Below are 14017 nucleotides of genomic sequence, written 5' to 3' on the forward strand. Positions count from 1 at the left end.
ATAGAAAGTAATTATAAATATATTTAAAACTAAAAACTAAAAACTAGAAAATAATGAAAAAAGTACAACCAATTATCCTAAGCATGTTTATAACACTGGCATTCGTTGCCTGTAACAAAAGCAATGACTTTCACAAAGAGCTAGCCGAAGAACATGCAGCTTTTGAAACCGAACATAAAAGTATGGAAGAGGCTCACAATAAGATGGAACAGGAGCATAAAAAAATGATGGAAGAACATTCACGGATGATGAGTGTCGATGACACACTTCATATTCAAATGGAAATGAAACACGAAGCCATACTAAGTAAACATGAGGCTATTATCTCAAATCATAGCTCCCTGATCGCAAAGCATAAAGAATTGGAAGAGAAGCATAAAGATGGTTCTTTGACTGAAGAAGAGATCAGGGCAGATCATGCCAAAATGAAGCAGGAACATGAATCCTTAAAAACAGATCATAAAAAATTAGAAAATGACCATGCCGCAATGGTCAACGAGCATAAGAAGATGTTGGAAGAGCATACGCAATAAACCATATCTATTAAGTAAAACATACCGGGTTGCTCAAAGCTTTATCTGGTAGCAAACTTGGTTGTATGATATAGGTTATACAAACCGGCACCTAAATAGAGGAGGAGGTTAACTCAGGCACCATTTGCCAATGTGCGGTGTGTCCTATAAATTTTTATGTAACGTCATTATTACTAATGCATAAAATGCAACTTTATTGAGTTTTAGCACTTTATTATCTGCAAATTGAAAAAAACACGATAAATGAACAGAATACTTGGAATACTATTAGCTGGACTTACAACACTAGGATGTAAAGATGGTGGCAATGCTGAAAAGAAAATCATCGAAAATACTATCCAGTTCGATCAGGAATTGGCAGATGAACTTAAAAGAATGGCTGAAGTTGACCAAATTGCTGCATATATACCTCAGGGTAAATATAAAGAAATGACAAAAGAGCAATGGAACTCTTTTAAGGACAGTGTCTTTACAACTCATCAAATTCTGCTCAAAGAGATTTTTGACAAGCATGGATTTGTTGGCTTTGATCTGGCCGGAGAAGAAGGTTCTCAGAATTTCTGGCTTATGGTTCAACATTCTGACCACAATCCTGATTTTCAAAAAGAAGTATTGAAACAAATGAAAATCGAGGTTGATAAAGGAAATGCCAAACCAAGTAATTACGGATTTCTTGTTGACCGGGTAAATCTAAATACAGGAAAGGCTCAAATTTATGGGACACAGGTTACCTATAATTTTGATATAGCGCAAGCTTTTCCAAAAAATTTGGCTGATAGTGTGAACGTAAATGAAAGAAGGAGATCTATAGGGCTTGAACCTTTGGAAGAGTATTTAAACCAAATGACACTCATGAACTTTGAAATGAATAAACAGTTTTATTTAGATAAAGGAATTACTGAGCCTAAACTGTATAAAACCAAATAAAGTCGGCAGACATGTAAAGTTAAGTTTTATGACATTCCCTCGTTTTGCCTACCAGAGGTACTGTGATAGTATATTTAGTTGAGGCCATTGTAACTAATTAAAACAAATTGAAAAAGATTGTAACATACCTATTTATTTTAACTGTTCTTACTGCATGTAAAAATGATGATGAGTCAGGTTCGTTTGAAAATCAAAATTCACATATTGAATATTTTGGATTTACAATAATTGATACCTATTGGGACGATCCTACCGATCCTGAAACAAAAACCAATTATACTGATGAAATTCACAATTTTAGCAATCTCGCAGATATTTTAGTTTTGAACCCCAATGATAATATCACTCAGAGAGTACAAGCTTTTGCAGGGTATGAACTAAAAGCAATTTTACATCTTAACGAATTGTTCTTTGAATTGAAAGACACTAACAGTGCTTCAGGTTCAAATTATGATCTGCGAACTGACTATGGGCAGAGGTGGAATGAGTTTAAAAGCATCAATCAATCAATTTTAAATACTAACTATATTGGAGCTTTTTACATAGGAGAGGAACCCACCTGGAATGGTATTACCTATTTAGAATTGAACACGTTGGCTCAATTCTTAAAAGCACAAATCCCTAATGTTCCCTTAATGATAATAGAGGCCTATCCATCCTTGAGTAATTTACAAGTCCCGGAGACCGTAGATTGGGTTGGGTTTGACCGTTATTTTATCAAAGATCCAAATAACAATAGTGAATTTCAGCAAGACTGGAAGATCCTGAAATCAAAGTTATCTAATCCTAATCAAAGAATTATGGTGATTCTGGATAGTCACTATATAGATTGGGCACACGGAAACTTTGGGAATATTCCTTTGGCGCAAATGAATGAAGTAGCCACCAATTATTACGAATTAGCCAAAAGCGATGAGAGAGTGATAGGGATACTAGGTTACTTTTGGCCTAACGGATTTGACATTCCGGAATCAATTGGAGCCAGAGGAATGCCTCAAAATGTAAAAATGGAATATGAGCGAATTGGAAAAGAAATAACAGGCAAAGACTAGTCACGACATGACTTATAATTCATTTCGCCACCTGTTGCAGACAGGGTTTGTATCGTGCCAAAGCACCTGAATGGCATGTTTTTACTGTTCGACATGTGGATTTCTGAGTTTATCAAAATACTCAGAGCAGGCTCCTGAAAATCCTCGAAGATTTTCAGCTTTATATGTGTGAGTATCCCTGCTTGTTATATAACTATTTTTAATTGACCAGGCTGTCTCGTGGTTCTTCTGTCTTGATCTCCTTAATATATTCACCTAGCTTTTTCCCATATTTAGAACTGGCAACCTCCGGAGAAAGCGATTTGTAAATAGTATCCAGATATTTAAATTTAGCATCAAACACTTCAGAAAGTGCAATATAAGGTGCCACATGACTTTTGCTATTGGTTAGTGCAAAATTAAGCGAGTACAGGTATCCTCGCATTAAGTTACGGTCACTCAACCCTATTATAGAATCTATTTCTGTGATATTACTGTCTTTACGCGCCTCAAAATGAGCTTGAAGAAGTTCAAGGTGACGAGCGTTAAAACGAGCCATCATCTTTTTGTATTCTTCCAGTTTTTTGTGCGTTTCCGAACCCTCTATTTTAGCAGCTTTTTCAAAGAAATCAACCTCCGTGTCAATAATAATAGTTCCTTCTTCCCCAAAAAAGCCAATACGGTCATTAATTTCATTACCATCTTTTTTGTTGAGGTAGAGATAGTACATTTCCGGACTTTCAATTTCGGTTGAGAACTGGAATTGAGGATCTCCCTTCACCTCTATAGAATCTAAGGTAACTAACAGCGTATCTTCAATTTTTTGAAGGTATAATGTACCTTTTTTAAGCCCTTTAACGGTGCCGGTAACATTCATAGTGGGTTTTACTTCCTTTTCACAGGAAAACAAAATAGTAGCAGCTAAGGCACAGAATACAAAGTGTTTCATCAAATTTCCATATGAGTTGCGCAAATATCTTTATTTCTGATCAAAAAACTAAACTTTTGAAGCCATTTCCATTAGGTATGCACATAACAGGGCTGCATAAGTTCCAATAGCGTACCCAAATACAGATAAAAGAACACCTACGGTTGTCAAAGAAGGATGGAATGCAGCAGCCACTACCGGAGCAGAAGCGGCACCTCCTACATTGGCCTGGCTCCCTACAGCCAGAAAAAAGTAAGGTGCCTTTATTAATTTGGCCACCAGAATAAGTAAAACAGCGTGTATAGACATCCATATAAGGCCTACAGCAAGAAGTCCCGGGTTTTCCAGTATTTTACTCAGATCCATTTTCATACCAATCGTGGCTACCAGAATATAAATAAAAATGCTGCCCACTTTACTTGCGCCGGCACCTTCATAGTTGCGTGCTTTTGTAAATGATAAAGCAATACCCACCAGCGTGGCAATACTTATCATCCAAAAGAATTGTGAGCCAAAGGAAGATAATGCACTTTTTTTGTCCCTAACCGCTTCAAAAGTTTCAGTGAGTAAAGATGATATTGTATTGGCTCCCCAATGTGCCAGGCCCACACCCGTAAAAGCAAGTGCAAGCAAGATCATATAATCGGTTAATGAGGGATTACGGCTTACTTTTTCTGTAAAGGCGGTGACCCGTGTTTTGAGGTCTTCTATAGCAGAACTATCTGCTTTGAGCCACCGGTCAATTTTTTTAGTTTTCCCTATGCCTAACAGAATAATGGCCATCCATAAATTAGCTATAACAATATCAACCAGAACCATACCGCCGTATTTTTCCGGATTGTATTCAAATATTTCAAACATAGCTGCCTGGTTGGCTCCGCCTCCTATCCAGCTACCGGCAATAGTAGAAAGACCACGCCATACAGCATCAAAGTCATTACCTCCAACGGTTTCCGGAGATACCAGCGATACCACCAATATAGCAATGGGACCGCCAATCACAATACCCAGGGTACCGGTAAAAAACATGATCAATGCCTTTGGGCCCAAATTAAAAACTGATTTGAGGTCAATACTAAGCGTCATTAATATGAGAGCAGCCGGTAAAAGGTAGCGGCTGGCTATAAAATACGTTTTTGATAACTGATCGGAGATGATGCCCAAAGATGTGAAAATAGCCGGGATAAGATAACACATTAACAACACAGGTACATATCTGTAAAAAACAGACCAGAACCCTTTTTTTAGAGAAGAGGTGTAGAATACAAAACCAAGAGATAGCATTAACACCGCAAAAACAACAGTGTCATTTGTGAAGAAAGGCGTATTTTCCATAGTTATAAGAAAAAGGGAAAAGATAGAAAAAAAGGTAGTGTGACACTACCTTTTTACATACTTTTTTATTATCCTTTTAACCAGGCCTGGCGAAGTGTTTTTTGCTGCTCGGTGGCAGACTCATTCTCATTTAGCACATTTACAATAGCTACAGGAGCACTAATTTGTCCGCTAAGTGTTTGTATAGTACCCTCTCTTTCAATAATAACTTCTATAGCATCACCTGGTTTCCAGCTAAATGATACGCCGATCATATCTCTAATATTATCCAGAGAATATTCCATTCCGTTAATAGACTTAATGATATCCCCACCTTTAAGTCCTAAGCTATTGTAAAAACCATTCAAGGCAATGCCTTCACGTACAAAAATGGTCCCATTACTTTCATTGACATTAATGTAAGGTGTTTGACCTTTGAAAAAATAGCCGGTTTCCATCTCTTTTTTGCCAAAAGTAAGCCCTACTTTATCAAAGAAATGAGAGTAATCGATAGGAGTATTTCCCTGAACGTGCTTTTCAAAAAAGCTACCAACCTCGGGATAGGTAAGAGCTGTAATACGCTCTATAATCTCTTCATCTTTAAAAGGTTTGTCTTTTCCGTATTCTTCAGACAACTGTTTGGTGAGCCATAAAACCCCTTTTTCTCCATTGCTTTTCTCACGAATAATGAGATCAAGGCACATGCCAATCAAGGCACCTTTTTCATACACATTTGCATAGTTCTCTTTATACGGGGATTCCAGAATGTTTTTGCTCATTTCGGTAAAAGACATTTCGTCATCATAGCCCATAGAGCGTTCTATCTTTGTGTTGATGCGCTCATAGAAATCATTTTCGCTAATAAGCCCCTGGTTAATCTGAAAGAGATTGGCAAAATATTCGGTAACGCCTTCATACATCCATAAATGTTCAGACATTTTAGGGTCGTTGTAATCGAAAAAATGAACTTCTTCAGAGTGGATACTTAACGGAGAAACGATATGAAAGAACTCATGAGAAACTACATCGATCATGGTTTGCGCAAGGGCTTCTCTTCCCATAGACTCGGGAAGTACCACAGTGGTAGATGTATGATGCTCCAATGCTCCAAAACCACGGGCATCGTTTTCTTCCATAGTAGAGAGATACAGAAGAATATTGTATTTGCGTGTACTGTTTATATCACCTAAAAAGTTTTTCTGGGCGCGCATCATGGTTTGCATATCTTCTTTGATAGATGCTGCTGAATACACCTTGTTGGGAGAATACACACTAAGGGTTACTTCAATATCATTTACCTGAAATGTTTCATAATCCGGCTCCGCGTATAGAATAGGGTTGTCTATCACTTCAAAATATCTGCCGGCCAGGTAGATATCTGTGTCGTATTCCTGATTTATAAGATTATCGGGTGTAGTAGTTTTTACAAGCCCGGTAAAACCTTCCAGGTTTTTAGGAGTATGTATTCGCAGTTCATAAGCATTATCTGCAAAACCATCAAAATAACCTACAAATCCATGCAGATTTAAAATGAAATTTTTTCCGGATTCAATATTGGTGCCTGCCGGAGAGAAAACAGGGTTTTCTTTTTCAGCTTCGGTATCATATGTGTCGTTTACCCAATACGTGAGCCTGTCAAGATTAGTGGCGTTATTGATTTGCCAGGAGTTCATATCATTTTGAACAATTTCCAGCAAATTATTGTTATAATCAAATGCTTTTATATTTTCAATATACTGTCCGTAATTATCGGTGCTATAGGTTCCGGGAACTGTTTTGGGTATATAAAAAGTAATGCTTTCTGAAGTAAACCTTCCCGGGTCAAGTTCTACCTGAACTTTGTCTTCATTTACATTTACAAGATCGATGGTTGTTGTTACAGGGAGTTGTGAGGCAAGGTCATTTATTTTTGGTGAACAACTTAAAATTGTAAGTGCTGCGCCAAAAATTAAAAGAATTTTTTTCATATAAAAAATGTTATGTTGTTCTTAGGTCTTTTGGATTTATTGGTTTTTGCAAAGGAACTGTATTTATTTCTGTTGGAATAAGAATTAAACAATAGTTTAACAAATGAGCAAATATATCAATTAAAGTATTTCAACAGTTATAAATCAGCACGTAAGCTTATTAAATATTAAGCCAATAGGTAATCTTAATGTTGAGAGATCTATTTCGGGGTCCAAAGGTGTTGGTTGTATAATTGTCGTTGTACACTACAAAAAGATCAGACAGGGGGGCAAACCTCCATTGAAGCCGCGTATTGATACCCAGGTTGTCTGTTTGGTTACTATACTGTATGATAGTGGACCAAAATACTGATCTTGTAAATGTAATATCAAAACGGGGGTTAATAATAATAATAGAGGCACTGGGAAATGGTTCCGGTAGTTGAATACGGTCATAATTAATTCTCAAAGAAGTAAAAAAGCGGGGTTGCAGTCTAAGGTTTGCTTCGGCTTCCATAGAGAAAATATGACCGTTAAAGAACTCACCTCCGGAAGGCCGCAATCTGTATGAAAAAACCTTTCTGCGGTCTGAAGCAAACTCCATATCTATGCCGGTATATTGAAATCCTTTATTTTCAGGTAAGGGATTAGGGGCATCTTTTCCGGTAGGGTCAAAGGTTTCTGTTAAAAATATAAATCGATGCGTTATGCCCGCAGTAGCATTGGCCTGATTTCTAAATTCTGCTTCCCACGATAGGCGATGTGTATAATCGGTGTTTTTGAAATCCAATCCCGGTCTCCATATCAGGGTACTGTTGATATTGAACTGATGACTATTAATGTTTTTATTGGCGGGCCAGAATATGCGACTGAAGGATGGTTCGAGAGTAAGGATATCTTTTCGCCGTATAAAACCGAGATCAGAATTAAAATTCTCACCTACGAGACGGCTGGAAATACCGGCCTGATAATACCGTGAGTTAAAACGCATTCGGGCACCGGCAGAAATATCATCACCTGAAGTTTCAGGAGTAAAAGATTTGTGAAAATACCCTTTTCCTACCCAGGTATTATCAGCAGATGCCAGATTGTAATCTATACCGATCACCCGGTTATACCGGGAGGTGTTTTCAAGAAAATCGTAATCTTGAAATGTTTGCCTGTTAACAAATAGAAAGCCTATATTAGACCGCGCAAATACTTTACGTTGTAAGGCCAGTACTGTGTTATTATCAGAAGGAATGGCATTGGTAACATCTTCTGCCGTCTGAAGGTTCAGGAACCCGAGCCTCCAGTCCCTGTTTAATTTCCCGCTTAGACGAACACCTCCTATAATATCGTTTTGTATGGTGTTCCCCTCAAGATCTTCTGCAATGCCAATACGTCTTGAAAAAAAAGGGTTTGCTTCTTCACTATCTCCAAAATCAGCAAAAAGATCACTATTGTCAATAAAAAACTGTCTTCGCTCAGGTAAGCCTATTTCAAAACGGGTAAGGTTAGTAATAACATCGTCAACTTCTACATTCGAGAAATCCGGATTGATGGTGATATCGAGATTCATTCCATTACCAATAGCGATTTTTGCATCCCCGCCAAAAGAAAAATCGGTAATGCTTTGTTCTGTTTCATGATCTTTTTGAAATGCTGTATTTACATAAGGAATAAGTGCCAGAGGCGTACGTGATTTCCCAAGAGGCTTCTCAAAGATCATATCTCCCATAAAAGCCAGATTGAAAATAAACTGGTTTTGTGGTATCTGTGACCAGGTGCTTTGTTCATTGGTCTGGGTATCGAACCGATAACTGTTAAATCGCCATTTGGTTTCTCCTTCTTTAAATTTGAAGGAGGTGAGTGGTATGGATATTTCGGCAATGTAATAACCGTCATACATGCGGGTCTCACTTTTCCATTTTACATCCCAGGTGGTATTAAAACCTCGCAGTTCAGATCCTCCCCCGGAAATAAGAGCTTCCCGCTGCACGCCATAAGGATTAATCCCAAAGAGAAAAGCAATGGTGCCATCGTTAAATGTGTCAAAAAGCAGACTGATATTATCATTACCTCCTGCTCTAAAATCGCGTTCCAGTGAAGGTATTACATACGCATTACCCTTGGCATGAACGGTTATGGCAATGTATAAATAGGTGTTATCATACAACATTTTAATTACTGTTGGTTGTATGGCAGGAAGAGAATCTGTTGGGAAATACTGAAAAAAATCAGCAGCACTATCTGCGATCTCCCAGCTTTTTTCGTCCAGAACACCATCCAGAGTTATAGGGGTATTTATGAGCTTTACGGTAAACTGTTTTTTTGAATACTGACTGTTACAAACTGCAATACTAAAAAGTGTAAAGATTACCGCTACAAGAGATTTATGCATTTTCCTGATAGTTGGCCTTTCAAAAATACATTTTTCTCTGTAATATATATGCTGAATTACTCTTTAGAGTCTTGATTATCATTGTTTCCTGGGGTACGCTTTGCATTTTTCAGGCTTTGCATGAGCATCCACTCAATTTGTCCGTTTGTACTACGAAATTCATCAGCGGCCCATTTCTCAATGGCTTTAAGCATGTCTTCATTTATTCGTAATGCAAAGGCTTTCTTTTTAGCCATAGTTATTCTTTTATATAATCTGTCAAAACTTTTATCAACTCAGGAGACAAAGGAAAAGTATTGCTGTGATAAGAAGCTCTGTTCTCATTTACATCTTTTACCTGTTTGAGTACGTGGTTCATTCCTTTAATAATGGTCAATTTTGCATTGGGATTTGCAGAGTGCAGATTCGCAGCATCTTCAGGGGTTATTTGCAGGTCCTGGTCTCCGTTCACAATAAGTACTGGTAGCGTAAGTGTATGCATTATTTCCACGGGGTCATAACTATTATAGTTTTTAATAAATTTATAGTTTATGGGTTTAAAAATACTGGCCAGGAATATATTTACCTCTTGTATGGTGTCAGTTTCTCTAAGTTCTTTCATATGAAGGCTAGCCACTCTTCCCAGTTCTTCATTTTGGGCATTTAACTGGGCGATCAAGGTCTCTTCAAAAGTTTTTGATGCACCGGCCAGCGATATAAAACGGGAAACATTTTCATTAATGGCGAGCATAGATACTAAAGATCCCTGACTATGGCCCAACAGAATAATTTCTTTAAAACGCCCGCTCTTCGCAAAATGTTCAATAATTATTTTCACATCTTCTACCAGATGGTCAAAAGAAAATCCATTAGAAAGTAAAGAAGGTATATTATCAGGGTTGGCGTTGCGTTTATCATATCGATATACCGCTATGCCATATGTGTTAAGGCTGTCTGACAGCATTTTCATATGGTTGGGTATTACCCCCAGTTTTTCCTGATTACCATTGCGATCAGGGTTTCCGGAACCATTTACAATTACCACTAAAGGAGGTGCCTCAGCGGTATCCGGATAACTTACCGTGCCTGATATTATAATCTCTTTGTTATTCAACTGCACTTCTTCCCAAATGATCTGTTGAGCTGTTACAACGGGAACAGGTACTAAAAACAGTAAAAAAAATAATTTATTCACTTTCAAATAGTTTTTGTTGATAGTCAAGACTTTTTAGTAATTCTTCCGGCTTTCGTGTGCCTACCAGTATTGGTTTATGGTTTTTATATGATATCTCCACTACTTTTGAAGTACCTACCACGCTTATAGAAGGTGTAAGGCCAAGAATATTCCAAAAACCGATACGATATCCATAATACGGAAAACGAATAGGGCGTATTCGATAACCGGTAATACTTTTCATGGGAATACTTTTTTCTTTTATTTGAAAAGGCGGATATTTATAATGTAATCCATGTATATCGATCCTTACATATTGATACATTCGCAATACCAGGATAAAAGCACCCGTTACCAGAATAAAAGCAAGTGTGCCCACCCATAATAACCGGTTTTTTTCAGCAGTACTTTCTGCCTGTTGATAAGCTGAAAAAAGAACAAAAAAAACTACAACTGCAGAAGTTACTGTAATTGCATAGGCCCATTTAGGCAGTTTTTGGGTTTCTGTAAAAACTCTCATGATTTAATGGTGAAGAGTTCCGGTATTCACAATAGGCGAAGCATCTTTGTCACCGCAAAGTATCACCATAAGATTACTCACCATAGCTGCTTTTCTTTCTTCATCAAATTTCACTACATCCTTTTTGCCCAGTTCGTCAAGGGCCATTTCTACCATACTTACGGCACCTTCTACTATTTTATGGCGTGCTGCTACAATGGCAGTTGCCTGCTGGCGTTTTAGCATAGCGTTGGCAATTTCCTGGGCATACGCCAAATACCCTATACGGGCTTCCAGCACCTCAATACCAGCCATAGAAAGGCGTTCCTGTACTTCTTTTTCAAGCGCATCACTTACTTCATTTAAGCTGGAACGAAGAGTGATCTCTTCTTTATGCCCTTCATCTGCAAAGTTGTCATAAGGATACATGCTCGCCAGTTTCCTCACCGCTGCATCTGTTTGTACCCTCACAAAATTTTCATAGTTATCCACATCAAAAGCAGCTTTATACGTATCTAAAACCCTCCATACCAAAATCGTACTTATCATGATAGGATTTCCTATTTTATCATTCACCTTTAAGCGTTCACTGTCAAAATTGCTGGCCCTTAGAGATATTTTCTTCTTGGTGTATAAAGGATTCACCCAGTAAAAACCATTCGTTTTTATGGTGCCCACGTATTTGCCAAATAGTAATAATACACGGGAGCCATTTGGGTTTACCAACACAAAACCGGGTAGAAAAAATAACGATGTAAACACAATTAGTAAGAAGAACGGACTCTTTACAAGTGCTAAGCCGGTAATACCACCTAAAAAAAGAAGAATAAAAATAAAAAGAACGGTATAACCGCTGGACGGGATAATAGGTTTTTCATTACTCATAAGAAGAAAATTTAATATGATATTATTTTGATATCGTAAATATATTATTTTTATTTTTTATTTACAAGTTTTTATTTTTAATCTGTGAGAGCATAGTTGTGCCTAAAGCATCTGTATAAGGTATATGGAAAATTTTTCCTTTTTTTAACAGGAACCTGGGTTGACTGACTTATTTTTGAAAAAAAATAATCATGAGACTTTTTTATGTTATTGTATTGCTGGCCTGTCATATCGGGTATGCAGGCAGTTTGTATTGGGGGCAAACCGGTCATAGAATAGTAGGAGAGGTAGCCAGTCAACATTTAGATGGAAAAACCAAGAGAAAAATAAAGCAACTTTTAGGAGGAAAAAGCCTGGCATTGGTGGCTAATTACGCAGATGAGATCAAAAGTGACGAACGTTTTAAGGGGTTTAGCCCCTGGCACTATGTAAATTTTCCTTTTGACAGTAAGTATAAAGATCAGGAGCCCAGCCCGTATGGTGATTTAATTATGGGTATAGAAAAATGTATTTCTGTTTTAAAAAGTGAAAGTTCTTCAAAAGAAGATAAAACGTTTTATCTCATGCTGCTCATTCATTTTATAGGAGATCTGCACCAACCTCTTCATGTAGGACGTGGAGAAGACCGGGGTGGTAACGACATACAAGTGCAATGGTTTGGAAAAGGAAGTAATCTTCACAGGGTATGGGACAGTGATATGATTAATCAATATGGTATGAGTTACACCGAACTCACCGAAAACCTGCCGGTTCTCACCCGTGCTCAAAAAAAAGAACTTGAAAAAGGGAACCTCATGGACTGGGTTTACGAGTCGCAGCAAATAGCAAAAACTGTATATGCCTCAGCTAAAACGGGTGAGAAATTAGGGTATCGTTATATGTACGATCATTTCGGCACTGTAAAAAAACAACTTCAAAAAGGAGGCTTGCGTTTGGCAAAAGTTTTAAATGCCATTTTTTAAAAACTGCCAGGATACCAAAACTACATTTGTACCATTACAAATGTAGTTTTGGTATGTAATAGTATTGAAAGGGCTCACTAATTAGCGGAAGCCTTTTCATAATTATGGCCTTTAATACCTCAAAAATGACGGTTTTCCTCTCAGGGAAACTCATTTTTTAACATTAATGCACTTTAACAGGGCGTACTCTACATATCATGTTTGTAAAAAAATGATAAAAACACAGCAAAAAAGGAAGCTTTTTAACAGGATTTAATAAATGAATAGAGTATTAAAAACCCTTTGTGTAACGGGTTCTTAATATCGATGAATGGTAAAAAAGGTAGGGGTGGTTTAACATTTATTATTATGCGGGCATAATATATTTGTAGTGCGTAATTACGGAAAGGGGATGAAGAGGAGCCGGGTGAGTTTACAAACTCTTGTGAGATTTGCGTTAGGTCTTTTTTTAGTGGTACACGGTACAAAAAATGCTTTTGAATTACTTTCTTATACAAATAGAATGCTTGTACTGTTACAGACATTTGAGATAAGTATAACAAGCAAGTTCCATAAGATACTTTTGATAATCCCGTTTGTAGAAATTGTATTAGGATTTTTGTTACTCATCGGTATTTTTAGGAGCATCATTTTGTTCTCTTCCTATCTCATGTTTATAGTGATCGCTTTAGTGCTTATAAAAGCTCAGCAAAAAGAATGGGCTTTTGTGTATATACTGTTTGCCTCTGCTGTGTTCTTTATCATAGCACGTAAAGAAAAATATTGAATTTAGTTTTTTTTTCATAATTTGAGTTTTTGGTTAATTAGTGAAAAATGCCTCTGGTACACCGGAGGCATTTTCATTTTATAATTCTGAAGGTGAGGTTGATTCTGGGGGTCACTGTTTTTTGGGTTTTTGGAACCTGGTGTAACCAATAATCCTGTGTGGAGCCTTTCATTATTAAAACGCTTCCGTGTTCCAGATATATTTTATGCTTCAACTCCTTCCGTTTGCGATGTTTTAAATGGAACCAACGGGATGCACCAAAACTAACGGAAGCAATTACAGGGTTTTTCCCCAGTTCTTTTTCATTATCCGAATGCCAGCCATTACTGTCTTTTCCATCTCTGTAGAGGTTTAAAAGGCAGGTAGTAAAAACTTCTTTTTCAGTAATAACCTCTACTCTTTTTTTTATTTTTTGTAAGTCTGCGGTAAAAGGTAAAGGATACATAGTAATACCAGAATACGAATACGTATTGTTATTTGATGCGTACAGTGCGGTAAGCCTGGGTTGTAAATGCGTTTTTCCAAAAAGAGTAATGGTGTCCTGCTGCCAGGGGGTATTTTTCAAAAGTCGCTCATAAAAACCTTCCGCCTCCTGATCAGTAAAAAAAGAAGGGTAGTATATGATATGGGCATCCGGTAAAACAGGTGCAATAGGTTTCATTTACAAGAAGCTTTCCCGGTGTAACAGCA

General features: G+C 37.4%; 13 protein-coding genes. 4 read left to right on the plus strand and 9 right to left on the minus strand.

The features are described 5' to 3' along the window. Nucleotides 1–83: 83 nt before the first annotated feature. The 3 genes from WAO84_RS09475 to WAO84_RS09485 all read left to right on the plus strand — a co-directional run bounded on the left by WAO84_RS09475 (nucleotide 84) and on the right by WAO84_RS09485 (nucleotide 2512). Nucleotides 84–533, plus strand: a complete 450-nt coding sequence (locus tag WAO84_RS09475; protein ID WP_340065356.1) for a hypothetical protein — start codon at nucleotides 84–86, stop codon at nucleotides 531–533. Between the two features lie 243 nt (nucleotides 534–776). Continuing rightward, complete coding sequence (locus WAO84_RS09480; RefSeq protein ID WP_340065357.1) at nucleotides 777–1460, plus strand: DUF6624 domain-containing protein; 684 nt, start codon at nucleotides 777–779, stop codon at nucleotides 1458–1460. Between the two features lie 107 nt (nucleotides 1461–1567). Continuing rightward, entirely contained in the window at nucleotides 1568–2512 is a 945-nt protein-coding gene (locus tag WAO84_RS09485) for a hypothetical protein (protein WP_340065358.1), read from the plus strand. Nucleotides 2513–2711: 199 nt separating this feature from the next. Here the strand turns inward: WAO84_RS09485 and WAO84_RS09490 are convergent, their stop codons facing one another. From WAO84_RS09490 to WAO84_RS09525, 8 genes are all read right to left on the minus strand, one after another. Next, nucleotides 2712–3440 (minus strand): DUF4369 domain-containing protein, encoded by a 729-nt coding sequence (locus WAO84_RS09490; RefSeq protein WP_340065360.1) that lies wholly within the window; start codon nucleotides 3438–3440, stop codon nucleotides 2712–2714. Nucleotides 3441–3488: 48 nt separating this feature from the next. After that, nucleotides 3489–4754 (minus strand): DUF819 family protein, encoded by a 1266-nt coding sequence (locus WAO84_RS09495; protein ID WP_340065362.1) that lies wholly within the window; start codon nucleotides 4752–4754, stop codon nucleotides 3489–3491. Nucleotides 4755–4822: 68 nt separating this feature from the next. Beyond that, entirely contained in the window at nucleotides 4823–6700 is a 1878-nt protein-coding gene (locus WAO84_RS09500; RefSeq protein WP_340065363.1) for a M61 family metallopeptidase, read from the minus strand. Nucleotides 6701–6860: 160 nt separating this feature from the next. Beyond that, a complete protein-coding gene (locus tag WAO84_RS09505; protein WP_340065365.1) occupies nucleotides 6861–9062 on the minus strand; it encodes a DUF5916 domain-containing protein in 2202 nt (733 codons plus the stop codon). Nucleotides 9063–9118: 56 nt separating this feature from the next. Further along, complete coding sequence (locus WAO84_RS09510) at nucleotides 9119–9298, minus strand: type II toxin-antitoxin system antitoxin (protein WP_340065367.1); 180 nt, start codon at nucleotides 9296–9298, stop codon at nucleotides 9119–9121. Between the two features lie 2 nt (nucleotides 9299–9300). After that, nucleotides 9301–10236: an alpha/beta hydrolase gene (locus tag WAO84_RS09515; RefSeq protein ID WP_340065369.1), complete on the minus strand. Its 936-nt coding sequence runs from the start codon at nucleotides 10234–10236 to the stop codon at nucleotides 9301–9303. Continuing rightward, nucleotides 10229–10735, minus strand: coding sequence for a hypothetical protein (locus tag WAO84_RS09520; protein WP_340065370.1), 507 nt, complete (start codon nucleotides 10733–10735; stop codon nucleotides 10229–10231). Before WAO84_RS09520 ends, WAO84_RS09515 begins: the two co-directional genes overlap by 8 nt. Before the next feature lie 3 nt (nucleotides 10736–10738). After that, nucleotides 10739–11599, minus strand: coding sequence for an SPFH domain-containing protein (locus tag WAO84_RS09525; protein ID WP_340065371.1), 861 nt, complete (start codon nucleotides 11597–11599; stop codon nucleotides 10739–10741). Between the two features lie 191 nt (nucleotides 11600–11790). Between WAO84_RS09525 and WAO84_RS09530 the strand changes: the two genes are divergently transcribed. Continuing rightward, entirely contained in the window at nucleotides 11791–12561 is a 771-nt protein-coding gene (locus WAO84_RS09530; RefSeq protein WP_340065372.1) for a S1/P1 nuclease, read from the plus strand. An 839-nt stretch (nucleotides 12562–13400) separates the two neighbouring features. Here the strand turns inward: WAO84_RS09530 and WAO84_RS09535 are convergent. Continuing rightward, nucleotides 13401–13988, minus strand: a complete 588-nt coding sequence (locus WAO84_RS09535; RefSeq protein ID WP_340065373.1) for an alpha-ketoglutarate-dependent dioxygenase AlkB family protein — start codon at nucleotides 13986–13988, stop codon at nucleotides 13401–13403. Nucleotides 13989–14017 lie beyond the last annotated feature (29 nt).

This window comes from Ascidiimonas aurantiaca (genome assembly GCF_037646345.1).
GTDB lineage: Bacteria > Bacteroidota > Bacteroidia > Flavobacteriales > Flavobacteriaceae > Ascidiimonas > Ascidiimonas aurantiaca.

Coding starts and splice junctions, on each gene's coding strand:
- WAO84_RS09475 (WP_340065356.1), top strand. CDS start 84: ATGTTTATAACACTGGCATTCGTTGCCTGTAACAAAAGCAATGACTTT.
- WAO84_RS09480 (WP_340065357.1), top strand. CDS start 777: ATGAACAGAATACTTGGAATACTATTAGCTGGACTTACAACACTAGGA.
- WAO84_RS09490 (WP_340065360.1), bottom strand. CDS start 3,440: ATGAAACACTTTGTATTCTGTGCCTTAGCTGCTACTATTTTGTTTTCC.
- WAO84_RS09495 (WP_340065362.1), bottom strand. CDS start 4,754: ATGGAAAATACGCCTTTCTTCACAAATGACACTGTTGTTTTTGCGGTG.
- WAO84_RS09500 (WP_340065363.1), bottom strand. CDS start 6,700: ATGAAAAAAATTCTTTTAATTTTTGGCGCAGCACTTACAATTTTAAGT.
- WAO84_RS09505 (WP_340065365.1), bottom strand. CDS start 9,062: ATGCATAAATCTCTTGTAGCGGTAATCTTTACACTTTTTAGTATTGCA.
- WAO84_RS09510 (WP_340065367.1), bottom strand. CDS start 9,298: ATGGCTAAAAAGAAAGCCTTTGCATTACGAATAAATGAAGACATGCTT.
- WAO84_RS09520 (WP_340065370.1), bottom strand. CDS start 10,735: ATGAGAGTTTTTACAGAAACCCAAAAACTGCCTAAATGGGCCTATGCA.
- WAO84_RS09525 (WP_340065371.1), bottom strand. CDS start 11,599: ATGAGTAATGAAAAACCTATTATCCCGTCCAGCGGTTATACCGTTCTT.
- WAO84_RS09530 (WP_340065372.1), top strand. CDS start 11,791: ATGAGACTTTTTTATGTTATTGTATTGCTGGCCTGTCATATCGGGTAT.
- WAO84_RS09535 (WP_340065373.1), bottom strand. CDS start 13,988: ATGAAACCTATTGCACCTGTTTTACCGGATGCCCATATCATATACTAC.